This is a genomic window from Achromobacter sp. 1011811831, from assembly GCF_059760905.1.
Genome location: NZ_JCBANG010000002.1, coordinates 1 through 16,970, shown reverse-complemented (window position 1 = coordinate 16,970; position 16,970 = coordinate 1). Strand labels below are relative to the sequence as shown.

General features: G+C 69.9%; 18 protein-coding genes. 11 read left to right on the top strand and 7 right to left on the bottom strand.

Features of this window, described 5'->3' with window-relative positions; translation table 11 throughout:
• The first annotated feature begins 66 nt into the window (after window positions 1-66).
• From AC6LJ9_RS01010 to AC6LJ9_RS00975, 8 genes are all read left to right on the top strand, one after another.
• The gene (locus AC6LJ9_RS01010; RefSeq protein ID WP_498146152.1) at window positions 67-1,176 is read left to right on the top strand and encodes an ABC transporter substrate-binding protein; all 1,110 of its coding nucleotides are present in this window, start codon (window positions 67-69) and stop codon (window positions 1,174-1,176) included.
• 137 nt (window positions 1,177-1,313) lie between these two features.
• On the top strand, window positions 1,314-3,092 hold the full coding sequence (locus AC6LJ9_RS01005) for an ABC transporter permease (RefSeq protein WP_498146151.1): 1,779 nt from the start codon (window positions 1,314-1,316) through the stop codon (window positions 3,090-3,092).
• Window positions 3,085-4,164, top strand: a complete 1,080-nt coding sequence (locus AC6LJ9_RS01000) for an ABC transporter ATP-binding protein (protein ID WP_498146150.1) — start codon at window positions 3,085-3,087, stop codon at window positions 4,162-4,164. The genes AC6LJ9_RS01005 and AC6LJ9_RS01000 overlap by 8 nt, the downstream gene beginning before the upstream one ends.
• A gap of 87 nt (window positions 4,165-4,251) precedes the next feature.
• A complete protein-coding gene (locus AC6LJ9_RS00995; protein WP_498146149.1) occupies window positions 4,252-5,151 on the top strand; it encodes a TonB family protein in 900 nt (299 codons plus the stop codon).
• Window positions 5,148-5,999, top strand: coding sequence for a shikimate dehydrogenase (gene aroE, locus AC6LJ9_RS00990; RefSeq protein WP_498146148.1), 852 nt, complete (start codon window positions 5,148-5,150; stop codon window positions 5,997-5,999). The genes AC6LJ9_RS00995 and aroE overlap by 4 nt, the downstream gene beginning before the upstream one ends.
• Before the next feature lie 4 nt (window positions 6,000-6,003).
• Entirely contained in the window at window positions 6,004-6,735 is a 732-nt protein-coding gene (mtgA, locus tag AC6LJ9_RS00985; RefSeq protein WP_498146147.1) for a monofunctional biosynthetic peptidoglycan transglycosylase, read from the top strand.
• 147 nt (window positions 6,736-6,882) lie between these two features.
• Window positions 6,883-8,061, top strand: a complete 1,179-nt coding sequence (lptG, locus tag AC6LJ9_RS00980; RefSeq protein ID WP_212321252.1) for an LPS export ABC transporter permease LptG — start codon at window positions 6,883-6,885, stop codon at window positions 8,059-8,061.
• Window positions 8,058-8,891 carry a symmetrical bis(5'-nucleosyl)-tetraphosphatase gene (locus AC6LJ9_RS00975; RefSeq protein WP_498146146.1) on the top strand — a complete coding sequence of 278 codons (834 nt, stop codon included), beginning with the start codon at window positions 8,058-8,060 and terminating at the stop codon, window positions 8,889-8,891. The genes lptG and AC6LJ9_RS00975 overlap by 4 nt, the downstream gene beginning before the upstream one ends.
• Window positions 8,892-8,941: 50 nt before the next feature.
• On the opposite strand, the gene AC6LJ9_RS00970 is transcribed toward AC6LJ9_RS00975, so the two are convergent.
• The 6 genes from AC6LJ9_RS00970 to AC6LJ9_RS00945 all read right to left on the bottom strand — a co-directional run bounded on the left by AC6LJ9_RS00970 (window position 8,942) and on the right by AC6LJ9_RS00945 (window position 13,314).
• Window positions 8,942-9,682 carry a lysophospholipid acyltransferase family protein gene (locus AC6LJ9_RS00970; RefSeq protein WP_498146145.1) on the bottom strand — a complete coding sequence of 247 codons (741 nt, stop codon included), beginning with the start codon at window positions 9,680-9,682 and terminating at the stop codon, window positions 8,942-8,944.
• Window positions 9,679-10,977 (bottom strand): dihydroorotase, encoded by a 1,299-nt coding sequence (locus AC6LJ9_RS00965; RefSeq protein ID WP_498146144.1) that lies wholly within the window; start codon window positions 10,975-10,977, stop codon window positions 9,679-9,681. The genes AC6LJ9_RS00970 and AC6LJ9_RS00965 overlap by 4 nt, the downstream gene beginning before the upstream one ends.
• Complete coding sequence (locus AC6LJ9_RS00960) at window positions 10,974-12,002, bottom strand: aspartate carbamoyltransferase (RefSeq protein WP_498146143.1); 1,029 nt, start codon at window positions 12,000-12,002, stop codon at window positions 10,974-10,976. The genes AC6LJ9_RS00965 and AC6LJ9_RS00960 overlap by 4 nt, the downstream gene beginning before the upstream one ends.
• 16 nt (window positions 12,003-12,018) lie before the next feature.
• The gene (gene ruvX / locus AC6LJ9_RS00955) at window positions 12,019-12,417 is read right to left on the bottom strand and encodes a Holliday junction resolvase RuvX (protein ID WP_103272320.1); all 399 of its coding nucleotides are present in this window, start codon (window positions 12,415-12,417) and stop codon (window positions 12,019-12,021) included.
• On the bottom strand, window positions 12,410-12,997 hold the full coding sequence (locus tag AC6LJ9_RS00950; RefSeq protein WP_212321237.1) for a YqgE/AlgH family protein: 588 nt from the start codon (window positions 12,995-12,997) through the stop codon (window positions 12,410-12,412). The genes ruvX and AC6LJ9_RS00950 overlap by 8 nt, the downstream gene beginning before the upstream one ends.
• A gap of 152 nt (window positions 12,998-13,149) precedes the next feature.
• On the bottom strand, window positions 13,150-13,314 hold the full coding sequence (locus tag AC6LJ9_RS00945) for a rubredoxin (protein ID WP_003814980.1): 165 nt from the start codon (window positions 13,312-13,314) through the stop codon (window positions 13,150-13,152).
• 161 nt (window positions 13,315-13,475) lie between these two features.
• Between AC6LJ9_RS00945 and AC6LJ9_RS00940 the strand changes: the two genes are divergently transcribed.
• The 3 genes from AC6LJ9_RS00940 to hemL are packed head-to-tail and all read left to right on the top strand — an operon-like array spanning window position 13,476 to window position 16,233.
• On the top strand, window positions 13,476-14,288 hold the full coding sequence (locus AC6LJ9_RS00940; RefSeq protein WP_103272318.1) for a hydroxymethylpyrimidine/phosphomethylpyrimidine kinase: 813 nt from the start codon (window positions 13,476-13,478) through the stop codon (window positions 14,286-14,288).
• A complete protein-coding gene (gene thiE / locus AC6LJ9_RS00935; RefSeq protein WP_498146142.1) occupies window positions 14,285-14,950 on the top strand; it encodes a thiamine phosphate synthase in 666 nt (221 codons plus the stop codon). Before AC6LJ9_RS00940 ends, thiE begins: the two co-directional genes overlap by 4 nt.
• 5 nt (window positions 14,951-14,955) lie before the next feature.
• Complete coding sequence (gene hemL, locus AC6LJ9_RS00930; RefSeq protein ID WP_498146141.1) at window positions 14,956-16,233, top strand: glutamate-1-semialdehyde 2,1-aminomutase; 1,278 nt, start codon at window positions 14,956-14,958, stop codon at window positions 16,231-16,233.
• A 90-nt stretch (window positions 16,234-16,323) separates the two neighbouring features.
• Here hemL and AC6LJ9_RS00925 read toward each other — a convergent pair.
• On the bottom strand, window positions 16,324-16,970 hold a 647-nt coding region (locus tag AC6LJ9_RS00925; protein ID WP_498146140.1), incomplete at its 5' end, for a lytic transglycosylase domain-containing protein.

Genomic DNA, 16,970 nt, shown 5'->3' with positions numbered 1-16,970 from the left:
CTCCTAAGATGCCCGCAAGCCGGATCGAGAGTCCGCTCGTACAACATCCCTCTGGAGACGACACCCATGCTTGCCCAGTCCAAACTGGCGGCGCCGCGCGCCGCCCTGCTCGCCGCCACCTTCGTCCTCGCCGCCGGCAGCGCCTACGCGCAACAGGTGCCCGCCGGGTATCCCGCCGACTACCAGAAGATCCTGGACGGCGCGAAGAAGGAAGGCAAGGTCATCATTTATTCGACCACCGACACCAAGGCCGCCGGCCCCATCATCAAGGGCTTCGAGGCGCTGTACCCGGACGTGAAGGTCGAATACAACGACATGAACAGCACCGAGCTGTACAACCGCTACATCAGCGAACAGGCCGCCGGCGGCAGCAGCGGCGACATCGTCTGGAGTTCGTCGATGGACTCGGCGCTGAAGCTGGCCACCGACTACGCGATGCAGTACAAGTCGCCCGAGATCGGCAAGCTGCCGGCCTGGGCCGTGTGGAAGGATTCGGCCTACGGCACGACCTTCGAGCCGGCCGTGTTCATCTACAACAAGCGCCTGATCCCGGCCGCTGAAGTGCCCACCACGCACGGCGCGCTGGCCAAGCTGATCGCCAGCCAGCCGGACAAGTTCAAGAACAAGGTCACGACCTACGACATCGAGAAGTCGGCCGTGGGCTTCATGCTGGCCGTGCAGGACAAGGCCAATGATCCCAAGTACTTCGACACGCTCAAGGACATCGCCAAGGGCGGCCTGATCGTGCAGTCGTCCACCGGCACCATGATGGAACGCGTGTCCTCGGGCGAGAACCTGATCGGCTACAACATCCTGGGCTCGTACGCCGAGACCCGCGCCAAGAACGATCCGTCGCTGGGCGTGGCCTACCCGACCGACTACGCGCTGGTGCTGTCGCGCGTGGCCTTCATCAGCAAGAAGGCCAAGAACCGCAACGCCGCCAAGCTGTGGATGGACTACATGCTGTCGCAGAAGGGCCAGGACATCATCGCCAACCAGGCCGACCTGGCCTCGGTGCGCGACGACATCCCCGGCGACAACGACGTCGACGGCATGACCAAGAAGCTGGGCGCCTCGCTCAAGCCGATCCCGGTCAACGAAACGCTGCTGGACTACCTGGAGCAGAACAAGCGCCTGGAATTCATCAAGCAGTGGCGCGCCGCGGCCGGCAAGTAAGCCCGCCGCCGCCGGGACGCGAGCGCCGTCCCGGCAGCGCCTGACACGCGTCGGGCGGCGACCCTCCGCCCCAGCCCCGCCGCCACGCCCGCCCCGCCGGCGGCGCGGCCCGCGTACCCCGAACACAGGATTTCCCCATGCAGTCATTGCGCAGAAAATGGCAGTCCCTGCCGCGCGGCGTGGTGGTGCTGATCACGGCCCTGGCCATCTACGTGCCGCTGTCGTTCATCATCATCCAGAGCTTTCTGTCCGCGCCCTTCTTCTCGCCGTCCAAGGTCTTCAGCCTGGACGCGTTCCGCTTCATCTTCGCGGATTCCGATTTCTACAAGGCGCTCAAGAGCGGCTTCATCCTGGCCTTCGGCCTGGCCGCCATCGCCATTCCGCTGGGTGGCATGCTGGCCTTCCTGATGATCCGCACCGACCTGCCGGGTCGCCGCTGGATCGAGCCGCTGATCCTGGTGCCGATCTTCGTGTCGCCCATGGTGCTGGGCTTCGGCTACGTGGTGGCCGCCGGCCCGGTCGGCTTCTTCTCGACCTGGGCGCAGAGCCTGCTGGGCTTCGTGCCCTGGAACGTCTATTCGCTCACCAGCATCGTCATCATCGCCGGCCTGACCCACGTGCCGCACGCCTACCTGTACATCTCGTCGGCGCTGCGCAGCATGGGCTCGGACGTCGAGGAAGCCGCGCGCGTGGCCGGCGCCTCGCCGTTGCGCGTGATGGTCTCGGTCAGCCTGCCGATGGTGCGGCCGGCCATGCTGTACGCCACGGTGCTGCTGTTCTTCCTGGGCCTGGAGGTGTTCGGCCTGGTGCTGGTGCTGGGCGATCCCGAAGGCAACCTGGTGCTGGCGACCTATCTGTACAAGCTGACCAACAAGCTCGGCATCCCGTCCTACCACCTGATGGCCGCCGTGGCCGTCGTGCTGATCTGCATGACCATTCCGCTGGTCATGCTGCAGCGCCGCCTGATGCGCACCGCCAACCGCTTCGTCACCGTCAAGGGCAAGGCCTCGCGCGCGCGCCCGCTGCCGCTGGGCAAGTGGCGCTGGGTGGCGGGCGCGGTCGTCGCGTTCTGGCTGCTGGTCACCATCGTGGTGCCGCTGCTGGGCGTGCTGCTGCGCGCCTTCGTGTCGAACTGGGGCATGGGCGTGTCGCTGCTGGACGTGCTGTCGCTGGACGCGTTCCGCACCGTGCTCTCGCAGCCCAACCTGATGCGCGCCATCGTCAACTCGGTCGCCATCGGCGTGTTCGGCGGCGCGCTGGCCGTGTTCTGCTACACCTTCGTGGGCCTGGCGATGCACCGCAAGCCGGACAATGTCACGCGCTTCATGGACTACAGCGTGCTGGTGCCGCGCGCGGTGCCCGGCCTGCTGGCCGGCCTGGCCTTCCTGTGGGTGTTCCTGTTCGTGCCGATGTGGCTGGACAACGCGCTGGACGCCGACCTGGGCGGCTGGCTGTCGGGCCTGCCCTTCGCCGAATGGCTGCGCGAGAACTTCATCGAATGGCTGCGCGCCATGCGCAGCACCATCTTCAGCGTGTGGCTGGCCTACACCGTGGTCTGGATGGCCTATGGCCTGCGCCTGATCTCGTCGACGCTGCTGCAGGTGGGCCCCGAGCTGGAAGAGGCCGCCCGCAGCGCCGGCGCGCGCCGCGGCCAGGTCACCCGCCACGTGACGGTGCCGCTGGCCAAGTACGGCCTGATCGGCTCCTGGCTGCTGATGTTCCTGATCTTCGAGCGCGAATACTCCACCGGCGTCTACCTGCTGTCGCCCGGCACCGAGACCATCGGCTCCATGCTGGTGTCCTTGTGGGCCTCGGGTGCCATCGACATCGTGGCCGCGCTTTCCTTCATCAATATCGTTCTGGTCGTCATCGGCCTGGGCATCGCCCTGCGATTCGGAGTCAAACTTCATGATTGAGCTTTCTGTTGAAGACCTGCACCTGGACTACGGCGACAACCCGGTGCTCAAGGGCGTGTCGATGCAATTGCGCCAGGGCGAAGTGGTATCCCTGCTGGGTCCGTCCGGCAGCGGCAAGACCACGCTGCTGCGCGCCGTCGCCGGCCTGGAAGGCCCAAAGCGCGGCCGCATCACCATCGGCGAGCGCGTGGTCTACGACGGCGCCGCGCGCAGCGAGATCCCGGCCGAGGAACGCAACCTGGGCCTGGTGTTCCAGTCCTATGCGCTGTGGCCGCACAAGACCGTGTTCGACAACGTCGCCTACCCGCTCAAGCTGCGCAAGACGCCGCAAGCCGAGGTCCGCGAACGCGTGCAGGCCGTGCTGGACCAGCTCGGCCTGGGCAAGCTCGGCCAGCGCCATCCGCACCAGCTGTCCGGCGGCCAGCAGCAGCGCGTGGCCATCGGCCGCGCGCTGGTGTACAGCCCGCCCGTGATCCTGCTGGACGAACCGCTGTCCAACCTGGACGCCAAGCTGCGCGAAGAGGCCCGCGCCTTCCTGCGCGAGCTGATCGTGCGCCTGGGCCTGTCGGCGCTGATGGTCACGCACGACCAGAGCGAGGCCATGGCCATCTCCGACCGCATCCTGCTGCTGAACAACGGCAAGATCGAGCAGCAGGGCACGCCCCAGGAAATGTATGGCTCGCCCAACACGCTGTTCACCGCCGAGTTCATGGGCAGCAACAACCGCCTGAGCGGCAAGGTCGCCGAACTGCGCGACGGCCAGGCCCGCATCGAGGGCGCTGGCTGGGCGCTGTGGGGCAAGGCCGCGCCCGGACTGGCCGCCGGCCAGGACGCCACCGCCGTGATCCGGGTGGAACAGGTGCGTCTGGCGGACGATCCCGACGGCAATCACCTGGAGTTGCCGCTGGTGACCAGCATGTACCTGGGCGACCGCTGGGAGTACGTGTTTCGCAGCGCACAGGCCGATCCGGCCGCCCTGGCGCTGCGCGCCTACGGCGCCGAGGGCCGCGAACCCGGAGCCTGCCGCCTGGCCCTGCCGGCCCGGCATGTATGGGTGTTCCCCAATCAGTAATCGGCCCGCTCCGGCTGGTGTCGCCGCCCGCGGCGGCGCCAGCCCCTGACACACGTCGGCAAGCTGCGCGGGGCTTACAATGCCTGCGTGCAAAGCCTTGCTGATTCCCCCTCCCCGCCGAGCCGTTACCTGCGGTGGCTGGGCGCGCCCGCCCAGCACTACCTGCGCATCGGCCTGGCGATCTCGCTGTTGGTGCACGCCGGCGCGCTGGCGTGGCGCTTCGGCGCGCCCGCCCTGAGCAAGCCCGCCTCGCCCAGCCTGGAAGTGCTGCTGCTGAACGCCCGCAGCGAGACGCCGCCCGACGCCGCGCGCGCCCAGGCCCAGAACCAGATGAGCGGCGGCGGCAACGCCGAACGCGGCCTGGCCACCACCCCGCTGCCCCAGACCGGCGCCTCGGCCGAGACCATCGTGCTGGAAGCCATGCGCAAGCGCCAGGTCCAGCTCGAGGCCGAGCAGACCCGCCTGATGACCCAGCTGCAGGCCCGCGACAAGGCCGGCGCCGAGCGCCAGGCCGTCAATCCCTGGCCGGACGGCGCCGACCATGGCCGCGACGCCGAAGAGCAGGCCAGCGTGATCCAGAATTCCCAGGTGGCGGCCCTGGCCGCGCGCGTGCAGCAGTACAGCGCTGAACCGCGCAAGCAATTCGTGGCGCCGTCGGCCGAAGCCTCGCGCTACGCCGCCTACCTGGACGCCTGGCGCACCCGGGTGGAATCCGTGGGCACGCAGCACTACCCGGACGAGGCGCGCGGCCGCATCTACGGCTCGCTGCGCCTGACCGTGTCGATCCGCGCCGACGGCAGCATCGCCAACGTCGAGATCGACGAACCATCTCCGCACGCGGTGCTGAACCAGGCCGCGCGGCGCATCGTGCAGCTGGCCGCGCCGTTCCCGCCCTTCCCGCCCGAGATCGCGCGCGACACCGACGTGCTGGTTATCACCCGCAGCTGGCACTTCGTCAACGACACCCTGGAAACCCAAGCCCCATGACCGAGGCCCGCTACGCCGTGATCGGCAACCCGATCGCCCACAGCCGCTCCCCGCAGATCCATGCCATGTTCGCCCGCCAGACCGGTCGAGCGCTGCGCTATGACCGGCTGCTGGCACCGCTGGACGCTTTCGTGGCGACGACGGTGGCCTTCGTCGCCGAGGGCGGGCTGGGCCTGAACGTGACGGTGCCCTTCAAGCAGGAGGCCTGCGCGCTGGCGGCCGGCAACCTGTCCGACCGCGCCAGGCTGGCAGGCGCCGTCAACACGCTGTCCTGGCGCGACGGCGCCTGGCACGGCTGCAACACCGACGGCGTGGGCCTGGTGTCGGACCTGCTGCGCCTGGGCCTGCGCCTGGACGGCGCCCGCGTGCTGCTGGTCGGCGCCGGCGGCGCCGCCCGCGGCGTGCTGCAGCCGCTGGCGCAGGCCGGCTGCGCCCGCATCCATATCGTCAACCGCACCGCCGCCCGCGCGCTCGAACTGGCCGAGGCCTGGCGCGCCAGCGGCGCCGGCCTGACGGTCCAGGTCACGGCCGGCACGCTCGCCGAGGCGGCGACGCCCGGCGGCTGGGACGCGGTCGTCAACGCCACCGCCAGCGGGCTGGCCGATGCCGCCCCCGACCTGCCCGGCGGCCTGTATGCCCCCGGCGCGCTGGCCTACGACATGATGTACGGCGCCGCCCCCACCGCCTTCATGAAACAGGCCGGGGCCGACGGCGCCGCGCGCACGGCGGACGGCCTGGGCATGCTGGTGGGCCAGGCGGCCGAGAGCTTCCATATCTGGCACGGCCTGCAGCCCGATCCCGAGCCCGTGCTGGCGGCGCTGCGCGCCGATCTGGCGGCGGGACGCTGAAGGCATGGCGGGCCGCGCCGGCAAGGGCCGCAGGTCCTGGTTCCGGATCATCACCGGCGTGATGATGGCGCTGGTCTGCGCCGTGCTGCTGTACCAGTTCTGGCTGTTCGGCCTGGTGGTCTGGTACAAGTACCAGAACCCCGGCACCAGCGCGGTGATGCGCGAGGAGTACGCGCGGCTCAGCGAAGGCCACGCCGACTTTCGCCTGCAGCATGAATGGGTGCCCTACGACAAGATCAGCAACTCCCTGAAGCGGGCGGTCGTGGCGGCCGAGGACTCGAATTTCACCGAGCATGACGGTGTGGAATGGGAGGCTATCCGCAAGGCCTGGGAATACAACCAGAAGCAGGAGGAGGCCGGGCGCAGCAAGATGCGCGGCGGCTCCACCATCACCCAGCAGCTGGCCAAGAACCTGTTCCTGTCGAGTTCGCGCAGCTATGCGCGCAAGGGCCAGGAACTGGTCCTGACCTACATGATCGAACACGTCATGAGCAAGGAACGGATCCTGGAGTTGTATCTGAACGTGGCCGAATGGGGCGTGGGCGTGTTCGGCGCCGAAGCGGCCGCGAAGCACTATTTCAACGCCTCGGCCGCCGGCCTGGGCGCCAGCCAGTCGGCCCGCCTGGCCGCCATGCTCCCCAACCCGCGCTTCTACGATCGCAATCGCAACTCCAACTATCTGAACTCGCGGGTCGGCGTGCTGACCCGCCGCATGCAGATGGTCGACATCCCCTGAACAGGATCCGCCCCCGCCGAGGCGAACCCACCCGCCACTCCCCCCGAAACTCCCCGCAAAAAATATTTCCGGCGCCGCCCCCCATGTCGGGCGGCCGGATTTGTTAAGCTTTCACGTTTACGCGCTTTCCTCAGACCGTCCTTTTTCATGCGTACCGCCCGTCGCTACCTGGCCCGCGAAATCTATCGCTCCTGCGCTGTGGTCCTTTTGGCCCTGCTGGGCCTTTTCACGTTCTTCGCGATGGTGGACGACCTGGACAACGTGGGCGAAAAGTTCACGATGATGGCGCTGCTCTACATGCAGGCGCTGGCCCTTCCCACCCGTCTCTACGACCTGCTGCCCATCGGCCTGCTGATCGGCGCCATCCTGGCGCTGGCCGGCCTGGCGCAACGCAACGAACTGGTGATCCTGCGCGTGTCCGGGGTCAGCGGCATGCGCCTGCTGCGCATGCTTTGGATCGTCACCATCCCGCTGATGATCGGCGCAGCGCTGCTGTCCGAATACGTCACGCCCTGGGCCGAGATGAAATCCGGCGAAGCCAACCTGGCCCTGCGCGGCAAGGCCGGCGGCGACCGCCTGAACAGCGGCTACTGGTTCAAGGAACCCACCGCCAACGGCGGCACCCGCATCATCAACATCGGCGACCTGAAGGGCGACGGCCAGGTGGCCAACGTCACTCTGTACGAGTTCAAGAAGAACCTGACGCTGTCGGTGCTGTCGACGGCGCCCGTTGGCGTGTTCTCCCATGGCGACCTGGTGCTCAAGGACGTGTCCGAGACGCGCCTGGACGACGAGGCCGCCGACGCGCTGGCCAACGCCCGCCCGCCCAAGAATCCGCCGGCCGCCGTGGTCAAGGTACCCGAGCGCACCATCGACACCACGCTGAGCGCCGAGCGCCTGATCGCCCGCGTGCTGACGCCCGAGCGCATGTCCATCGTGACGCTGCTCGACTATGTGGATTATTTGCGCAACAACCAGCTTCAATATGGTCGACAGGTCGTGGCCCTGTGGCGCAAACTGGCGTATCCGTTCACGCTGCTGGTCATGATCACCATCGCCGCCCCCATCGGCCTGATGCAGACGCGCCGGGGCGGCGTGGGCGCGAAAGTCTTCATCGGCATCCTGCTGGGCGTGGGCTTCTTCATGCTTAACCAGCTGGCGTTGAACGTGGGCATGTTGGGCAAATGGCCGCCCTGGCTGACCGCCTTGGGCCCGAACATCGGGGCCATGATCCTCGCCTTCGGCGCCATGTCCTACATGGAATACCGCCACGCCCTGGCGCGGTTCTTCCAACAACGCTGGCCCTGGAGCAAGAGTCCCGCATGAACGGCAGTATCTGGATGATCGGCGACGTGCAGGGTTGCTGCTCGCCGCTGGATCGCTTGCTGTCCCATCCCGAGCTGGCGGGCGATCCGCACTCGCGCCTCTGGTTCGCCGGCGACCTGGTCAATCGCGGCCCGGAATCGCTGGCCACCCTGCGCCGCATCATCGATCTGGGCGACCGCGTCACCGCCGTGCTCGGCAACCACGACCTGCACCTGCTGGCCGCGGCCGCCGGCGTGCGCAAGCCGTCCAAGTCCGACACGCTGGAAGACATCCTCCGCGCGCCCGACGCCGCCGCCCTGATCGACTGGCTGCGCTTCCGCCCGCTCGCGCATTTCGAGCAGAACCACCTGATGGTCCACGCGGGCACGCTGGCGAAATGGGACGTGGCCAAGACCCTGGCGCTGGCCAGCGAGGTTCAGGACGCGCTGCGCGGGCCGAACTGGCAGAAGGCGCTGCAGAAGATGTACGGCAACGAGCCGGCCACCTGGAAGGAAGACCACACGGGCGGCAAGCGCATGCGCGTCATCATCAACGCGCTCACCCGCATCCGCCTGTGCACGCCCAACGGCCACATGGAATTCGCCACCAAGGTCGCGCCCGGCGCCTGGCCGCCCAACCTGATGCCCTGGTTCGACGTGCCCAATCGCGCCACGCGCGACGTCACCACCGTCTTCGGCCATTGGTCCACGCTGGGCCTGCTGCTGCGCCCGGACGTGATCTGCCTGGACACCGGCTGCGTCTGGGGCGGCGCGCTGACCGCGCTGCGCCTGCAGGACCGCAAGCTGGTGCAGGTGAAGTGCTCGCGCTTCCAGGATCCGAACGCCGAATGAGGCATGCCTGCCGGCCCGACGACGGGTCCGGCGGCGCTCACCCCCGATAACTACAGCGCCCGCTGAATCGCGTCGCGCGCCTGGTGCGACAGCTCCAGCCGCGTCGGCAGGCTGCCGTCCGCGTTGCGGGTCGCCAGCGGCGGCAGGAACACGACTTCGACGGACAGGCCGGTGGTGCCCATGACGCGCCACAGATTGGCGACCAGGCTTTCGTCGCCGATGAAGGCGGCGAAGCCGCTGCGCTGGCCATGCTGCAGGAAGCGCAAGGCCACGGGCTGGATCTCGACGGCGGCCGCGCGGGCCGGTTCGAACAGGCTGGCATGAAACGGACGCAGCTCGCTGCCCTCGCTGGTCGTGCCCTCGGGAAACAGGCCCACCGCATCGCCCTGGCGGAAACGCGCCTGCATGGACTCGCCCATCGCGTGCACCGCGTGGCGCTGGCCGCGCTCGATGAACAGCGTGCCGGCGCCGGCCACCAGCCAGCCGATGACGGGCCAGCTGCGGATCTCGCTCTTGGCCACGAAGGACGTGGCGCGCGCCGAGTTCAGCACGAAGATATCGATCCAGGACACGTGATTGGCCACCAGCAGCACGGGACCGGTCATGCGCGGTTGGCCCCGGAAGACGACCCGCACGCCACAGGCGGCCATGAGGAAGCGCGACCAGCTGCGGTTGAGCCAGGCGCGCGATTTGGGTCTGAGCCATGGATACACCAGGCCCACGCAAAGCAGGCCGAACACGATCCACGGCAGGACGAGGATGAGCCGAAGGACAAAGCGCAGCAGCTTCAAGCAGGAGTCTCCCAGGCCAGGCTGCCACCCACCACGGTGACGCGTACGCGGCCGGGCAGCATCATACCCGCGAACGGGCTGAGGGCGCTGCCACAAGGCAGCATTGCGGAATCCGGCGCCTGTTCCGCGTCCAGGTCGACCAGGCACAGATCGGCGGGCGCGCCCGGGGCCAGGGTGCCGGCCAGGGCCATGCCGCTCGGCGCTTGCGGCGCCACGGCGCGCAGCACGGCCGCGGGACCGCTGGTCACCCGCGCCAGCGCCTCGGCCAGCGGCACACGCTGGTCGCGCGCCCATTTCAGCGTCAGCGGCAGCAGCGTGGCCAGTCCGGGCGCGCCGGGCTGGGCCTCGGCGTAGGGCGCGGCCTTGCCGGCCGCCGTCACCGCCGTATGGTCCGAACACAGCGCATCGACGGTGCCGTCGGCCAGCGCGGCACGGATGGCGTCGCGATCGCGCTGGCCGCGCAGCGGCGGCAGCAGGCGGTAGCGGGCATCGAAGAATCCGATGTCCACGTCGGTCAGGTGCAGGTGATTGGCCGACACGTCGCAGCTGACGGGCAGTCCCTCGCGCTTGGCCGCGCGCACCAGCGCCAGGCCGGCTGCGCTGGACAGGCGCGACAGGTGCAGGCGCGCGCCGGTGTCGCGCTGCAATTCGAACAATGTTTGCAGGGACACTGTTTCAGCCAGGTCCGGCAGGCCTTCCAGGCCCAGCCGCGCCGCATAGGCGCCGCCGGCCGCCGAGGCGCCGCGCGCCAGCCAGGGATCCTGCGGCCGCAGCCACAAGGCCAGGCCGGCGCCGGCGGCGTAGCGCATGGCGTTCCATAGCAGGCGGGTATCACTCAGGCCAGCCTCGCCCTGCCCGAACGCCAGGCAGCCCGCCTGGGCCAGCAGGCGCAATTCGGCCAGGGCCTCGCCGCGCAGGCCCGGCGTCAGCGCGCCCACGGCGTGGATGCGGCACGGTCCGGCCGGCGATTCATTCAGGAAGGCATGCACCCGCGCGGGATCGTCCAGCATGACGCCGCCATCGGGCGGCTGCACCAGCCGGGTCACGCCGGCCGCCAGCGCGGCGCGCTGCGCATCCGGCGACGGCGAAGCATCGGGATTGGCCACGCGCGCGCACAGGTCCACCAGGCCCGGCAGCACCGCCAGGCCGTCGGCCTCGATGCGCCGATCGGCGCGGAATCCCGCTGGCGCGACGTCCACGGCGGCCACATGGCCGTCGACGATGTACAGGTCCGCCCGCCGGTCCACGCCGGCGGCGGGATCGATCAGCCTGCCATTGGCGATATGCAGGCTCATGCGCGACTCCCCGGGGCCAGCGCGCGGCCCAGCGATTCCGCCAATAGGCGCAGCGCCGCCAGCCGCAGCCCGTGCTCCAGCGCATCCCGCTCATGGCCGGCCCGCGCCAGCGCGGCGTCGAACGTGGCCTCGGCTTCGATGCCGGCCTGAAGCCCGGCGGCGGACAGCAGCAGCGCATCGGGCCGCGCCAGGGCCAGCGCCCGCGGGCTGAGCCGGTAGCCGGCGGCGTAGTCGCGCGGCGACGGCAGTCGCCCGGCGGCGACCGCCTCGGCGCTCAGCGGCAACAGGATGATGACGTCGGCATCGCGCAGCCCCTCGTCCAGCGCGCTGAACGGAAATACGCCCAGCTGCGGCAGGCCCTCGGGCAGCAACGCCGGCGGCGCGGCCACGCGCAGCTCGGGCACTCCCAGCGTGGTGAGGGCATGGATCAGGGAACGGGCCAGGCCCGAATGGCGCACGTCTCCCACCAGCGTGACGACCAGGCGCGTCAGGTCGGGCTTGGCGCGCAGGATGGCGCGCAAGAGCGCCAGCGCGGCCAGCGGATCGGCATGAACGCCGTCGCCCGCGTTCAGGACGCGCAGGCCCGGCGCGGCGGCGTGGTCGAAGCCACCATCAAAGAGACTGTTTCCGAAAAGACCGCCTGCGGCAGCGCCGCCGCCCCGCGCCTGCGTGGCGGCCCAGTGCGTCGCCGCCCACAGCGCGGCGCCGCTGGCGGGATGGCCCAGCACCAGGATGCCGGGCGGCAAGCCGACCACGGCTTCGGCCAGCGGCTCGGCGGGATCCAGCGCCGTGACGGGCAGCAGCAACTGTTCGGCGGCGCGCCAGTAGGCCGCGCGCGTGGCGCGACGCGTGTCGGGCAGGCGCAGGAACACCGGCGGCAGCGGGCCGTAGCCTGCCGCTGGCCAGGAGGGTTCATCGGCCGCCGCCGCCGTCTCCAGCAGCCGCTCGGCATGGCGGCGCGGCAGGCCTTCCGTGCTGAGCAGGTGTATCAGTTCGCCGCGGCGGTCGAGTTGCGGATTGAGCATGGGCGTCGCGCCGGCGTCAGGCGGGCAAGGCGTCCAGATAGCGCTGCAGGATCACGGCCGCGGCCATGGCGTCGTCGGCGGCGTGCGTGCCCAGCAGGCGCTGCGCCTCCATGCTGGAGCCGCGCTCGTCGACCAGCTCCACCGCCATGCCGAAGCGGCCGTTCAGTTGATTGGCGAAGCGACGGCAGCGCGCGGTGGCCGGCTGTTCGCCGCCGTCTGCGGTCAACGCCAGGCCCACGACCAGGCGCTGCGGCTGCCATTCGCGCAGCAACGCCTCGATGCGCGCGAAGCGCGCGTCGCGCACTTCACCGTGAATGATCTCCAGCGGCCGGGCGTGGCGCGTCAGCGTGTTGCCGATGGCCACGCCGATCTTCTTCTCGCCGAAGTCGAAGGCCAGCAGGGTTTCTTCAGGCATGGCCCGCGTCGCCCGCCAGCATCACCGGATCGATGCCCAGCAGCTTGAGCGCGGCGGGATAGCGTTCCTCGGGCGGCACGTCGAAGATGATGTGATCGTCGGCGCCCACGCTCAGCCAGGCGTTCTGGCCCATCTCGCTTTCGAGCTGGCCCGCGCCCCAGCCGGCGTAGCCCAGCGTGACCAGCATGCGCGCCGGCCCCTTGCCGTCGGCGACGGCCTGCAGCACATCGCGCGAGGTGGTCAGCGCCATGTCGCCCAGCTTGATGCTGGAGCTGTAGTCGCCGGCCGGCGCGTGCAGCACGAAGCCACGGTCGGTCTGCACCGGGCCGCCGAAGAACACCAGCGTGTCCTTGACCGGGCCGATCTCCAGCTCCAGGTCGATGCGCTCGAACAGCGTGCCCAGCGTCAGGTCGGTGGGCCGGTTGATGACCAGGCCCAGCGCGCCGCGCTCGGTGTGCTCGCAAATGTAGATGACGGAGCCCGCCAGGCTGCCCTCGACCATGCCGGGCATGGCGATCAGGAACTGGTTGGCGAAATTGGCCGCCTGCGTCGTCGTGTCTTCGTGGTGTTGTTCCGTCATGGCAACCCCTAGCCTAGTAGTCTGATTAAACCCCGGGGCCGGGCCGCTGACGCGGCCCTCCCATGCTTGGCGGCAGACCATTCTTGCAGTGACCAGGACGGGGCCGCGCCCCGTCCCGCTAGCCCTGGCGGAATATGTCGGCTTGAGCGGATTCAGATTTCCATCAGTTCGAAATCCTCTTTGCGCGCGCCGCATTCGGGACAGACCCAGTTCGGCGGCACGTCTTCCCAGCGGGTGCCGGGAGCGATCCCTTCGTCGGGCAGGCCGGCTTCTTCATCGTAGACCCAGCCGCAAATCAGACACATCCAAGTACGCATAGCTCTCTCTTACATCAAATCCCGGTTACTGCCCGCGCAGCGGGGGCAGGGCAAAGACGGGGTGCATCCATTAGAATGGGGACAATCTTACCGAAACCCAATAGGGGTTCCCCTGATTCTCCGCAAACGGGTCGGGGCGCCCTTGATCTAGCGCTGTCCACGTGGCTCCCGTTACCCCCCCTCTCGTTTTGGTCCTCGGTCCGCTCGATCCTTCGGGCGCCGACGGTTTGCCGGCAGACGCCGTCACCTGCGCCCGCCTGGGCTGCCACGGCCTCGCCGCGGTCACGGCCCTGACCGTGCAGGACACCGCCGGCATCGAGGAAATCCACCCCGTTTCGCCAGACTTGCTGGACGATCAGGCGCGCTGCCTGCTCGAAGACATGTCCGTGCAGGCCATCAAGGTGGGCGGACTATACACCGCCGAAACGGCAAGCGTGGCGGCGCAGATCGCCGCCGACTACAGCCAGGTCCCGCTGGTGCTGCACCTGGGCCAGCGCGCCCAGCTGCCGCCGACCGACGCCGCCGACGAGGACGACGCCGACGATCTGCTGGCGGCCACGCTGGAGCTGGTGCTGCCGCAGACCGACCTGCTGGTCATCGAGCACCTGCGCCTGGCGCAGTGGCACGCCGACGGCGACATCGATATCGGGGACGCACCTACTCCCATGCACGCCCTGGTGGCGGCCGGCGCCCAGTGGGTGCTGGTGCTGGGCAGCCCGCAACGGCCCGGCCACTACGCCAACGTGCTGCTCGGCCCCGGCGGCCAGACCAGCACCTATCCCTGGCAGGCGCCGCCCGATCGCAACGGCGACGCCGGCGGCCTGGCCGCCACGGCCATCACCGCCATGCTGGCGCGCGGCCTGGAAATGCCCGAGGCCGTGCGTCAGGGCCTGGCCCACGCCGACGCCGCCGTCGCCTCCAGCTTCCTGCCCGGCATGGGCCGGCGCATCCCCTACCGGATCCAACCGCAATGAAAGCCCTGCGTTTTCCCGCCGGCCTGTACGGCGTGACGCCCGAATGGGATGACACCGAACGCCTGCTGCAGGCCGTGCGCGCTGCCGCCGAGGGCGGCATGCGCGCGCTGCAGCTGCGCCGCAAGAACGTGCCCGACGCCGAACGCGCCGCCCAGGCGCGCGCGCTGGCGCCGCTGTGCCGCGAGCTGGGCGTGGTGTTCCTGATCAACGACGACTGGAAGCTGGCGCTGGACGTCGGCGCCGACGGCGCCCACGTGGGCCGCGACGACGACAGCCTGGCGCGCATCCGCGCCGAGGCGGGCCCCGACCTGATCCTGGGCGGCTCCAGCTACGACGATCTGAACCGCGCCCGCGAACTGCTCGACGCCGGCGCCGACTACATCGCCTTCGGCGCCATGTTCGCGTCCACCGTCAAGCCCGATACCGTGCGCGCGCCGCTGTCGGTGCTGACCGAGGCCAGGAAGCTGGTGGAGACGTTCGACGGCCCCCGGCCCGCCGTGGTCGCCATCGGCGGCATCACGCCCGACAACGCGCGCCTGGTGGCCCAGGCCGGCGCCGACTCGATCGCCGTCATCACCGCGCTGTTCGCCGCGCCCAGCGTGCGCGCCGCCGCGGCCGCCTGCGCAGCGCCCTATTCCATCAACCCCAAATCCAAGCCCTGACCGCCATGTCCAGCAACGCCCAGCTCTTCGAACGCGCCTGCCGCAGCATTCCCGGCGGCGTCAACTCGCCCGTGCGCGCCTTCCGCTCCGTGGGCGGCACGCCGCGCTTCATCAAGCGCGCGCAAGGCCCCTACGTCTGGGACGCCGAGGACAAGCAGTACATCGACTACGTGGGCTCCTGGGGTCCGGCCATCCTGGGCCACTCGCATCCCGAGGTCGTGCGCGCGGTGCAGGAAGCCGCCGTCCACGGCCTGTCGTTCGGCGCTCCCACCGAGGCCGAGATCGAACTGGCCGAAACGCTGATCGCCCGCCTGCCGTCGCTGGAACAGGTGCGCCTGGTCAGCTCCGGCACCGAGGCCACCATGACGGCCATCCGCCTGGCGCGCGGCGCCACCGGACGCGCCAAGATCGTCAAGTTCGAAGGCTGCTACCACGGCCATTCCGACAGCCTGCTGGTCAAGGCCGGCTCGGGCCTCCTGACCTTCGGCAATCCCAGCTCGGCCGGCGTGCCGCCCGAATTCGTCGCGCACACGCTGACCCTGGAATACAACAACCTGGACGCCGTGCGCGAGGCCTTCGCCCAGCACGGCGCGGACATCGCCTGCATCATCGTCGAGCCGGTCGCCGGCAACATGAACCTGATCAAGCCGGCCGCGGGCTTCCTGGAAGGCCTGCGCGAGGTCTGCACGGCCCATGGCGCGCTGCTGATCTTCGACGAGGTGATGACCGGTTTCCGCGTCGGCCCGCAAGGCGTGCAGGGCCTGACCGGCGTCAAGCCCGACCTGACCACGCTGGCCAAGGTGATCGGCGGCGGCATGCCGGTGGGTGCCTTCGGCGGCAGCGCCGACATCATGAAGCACATCGCCCCGCTGGGCGGCGTCTACCAGGCCGGCACGCTGTCGGGCAACCCGGTGGCCGTGGCAGCGGGCCTGGCCACGCTGCGCCTGATCGCCGCGCCCGAATTCTACGAAAAGCTGTCGGCCCAGACCGCCAAGCTGGCCCAGGGCCTGCAGGAGCGCGCCCGCGCCGCCGGCCTGGCCTTCTCGGCCGACTCGGTGGGCGGCATGTTCGGCATCTACTTCAGCGAGCGCATCCCCGCGTCCTTCGCCGAAGTCTCGGCCTGCGACACCGCGCGGTTCAATCGCTTCTTCCACGCCATGCTGGACCACGGCGTGCATTTCGCGCCGTCCGCGTTCGAAGCCGGCTTCGTCTCGGCCACGCATGACGACGCCGTCATCGCGGCCACGCTGGACATCGCCGAGAAGGTCTTCGCGACGCTGTGAGCGCGCGGGGCGGCCGCGCGCCGCCCGCCTTCCAGACGCATCCCCCGCCCGGCGCGCTGCGCGTCGGACGGCGGCGCATTGCGGTACGGCTCACGGCGCCTTGTAGCGCTGGTAGAGCGCCGTCACCGCTCTCACATACTGCTGCGTTTCCGCATACGGCGGCACCCCGTCGTACTTGCTGACCGCGCCCTCGCCCGCGTTATAGGCGGCCAGCGCCAGGTCCAGCCGGCCCGGATACTGGTCCAGCAGGCGCCGCAAATGCCGCGAGCCCAGCCGCACATTGGTCGCCGGGTCCACCAACGCCCGTTCCATGTTGTCCACCGTCAGCAGCGTGGCGGCGGTCGCCGGCATCAGCTGCATCAGGCCCAGCGCGCCCTTGGGCGAGCGGGCATCGCTGCGGAATCCCGACTCCACCGCGATCACCGCGGTCAGCAGCGCCCGGTCCACGCCCGAATCCAGCGCCGCCTGCGCGATCAGCCCGTCGTGCAGGGCCGGCGGCGGTCCGTCCCAAGGCAGGGCCAGCCTCGGCGCCCAGATGATCAGGCCCGGCCGGCGCGCGCCCTGGCCGGACTCCGGCTCGCACATCAGGCACAGCGGTGCGCTGCGCGCGGCCACCCGGGGCAAGGGCCGCGCGCCATGCCTGACATAGCCCTTGGGCACCTTCATGCTGCGCCAGACGCCGTGGGGGTCCTTGTAGCGGTAGGTCTCCATGGCCGCCGCGCCGCGCGGAGCCAGCG

Excerpts from the sequence above, each read along its gene's own strand:
- AC6LJ9_RS01010 (WP_498146152.1), top strand. The coding sequence starts at position 67 with ATGCTTGCCCAGTCCAAACTGGCGGCGCCGCGCGCCGCCCTGCTCGCC.
- AC6LJ9_RS01005 (WP_498146151.1), top strand. The coding sequence starts at position 1,314 with ATGCAGTCATTGCGCAGAAAATGGCAGTCCCTGCCGCGCGGCGTGGTG.
- AC6LJ9_RS01000 (WP_498146150.1), top strand. The coding sequence starts at position 3,085 with ATGATTGAGCTTTCTGTTGAAGACCTGCACCTGGACTACGGCGACAAC.
- aroE (WP_498146148.1), top strand. The coding sequence starts at position 5,148 with ATGACCGAGGCCCGCTACGCCGTGATCGGCAACCCGATCGCCCACAGC.
- mtgA (WP_498146147.1), top strand. The coding sequence starts at position 6,004 with ATGGCGGGCCGCGCCGGCAAGGGCCGCAGGTCCTGGTTCCGGATCATC.
- lptG (WP_212321252.1), top strand. The coding sequence starts at position 6,883 with ATGCGTACCGCCCGTCGCTACCTGGCCCGCGAAATCTATCGCTCCTGC.
- AC6LJ9_RS00975 (WP_498146146.1), top strand. The coding sequence starts at position 8,058 with ATGAACGGCAGTATCTGGATGATCGGCGACGTGCAGGGTTGCTGCTCG.
- AC6LJ9_RS00965 (WP_498146144.1), bottom strand. The coding sequence starts at position 10,977 with ATGAGCCTGCATATCGCCAATGGCAGGCTGATCGATCCCGCCGCCGGC.
- AC6LJ9_RS00960 (WP_498146143.1), bottom strand. The coding sequence starts at position 12,002 with ATGCTCAATCCGCAACTCGACCGCCGCGGCGAACTGATACACCTGCTC.
- ruvX (WP_103272320.1), bottom strand. The coding sequence starts at position 12,417 with ATGCCTGAAGAAACCCTGCTGGCCTTCGACTTCGGCGAGAAGAAGATC.
- AC6LJ9_RS00950 (WP_212321237.1), bottom strand. The coding sequence starts at position 12,997 with ATGACGGAACAACACCACGAAGACACGACGACGCAGGCGGCCAATTTC.
- AC6LJ9_RS00945 (WP_003814980.1), bottom strand. The coding sequence starts at position 13,314 with ATGCGTACTTGGATGTGTCTGATTTGCGGCTGGGTCTACGATGAAGAA.
- thiE (WP_498146142.1), top strand. The coding sequence starts at position 14,285 with ATGAAAGCCCTGCGTTTTCCCGCCGGCCTGTACGGCGTGACGCCCGAA.
- hemL (WP_498146141.1), top strand. The coding sequence starts at position 14,956 with ATGTCCAGCAACGCCCAGCTCTTCGAACGCGCCTGCCGCAGCATTCCC.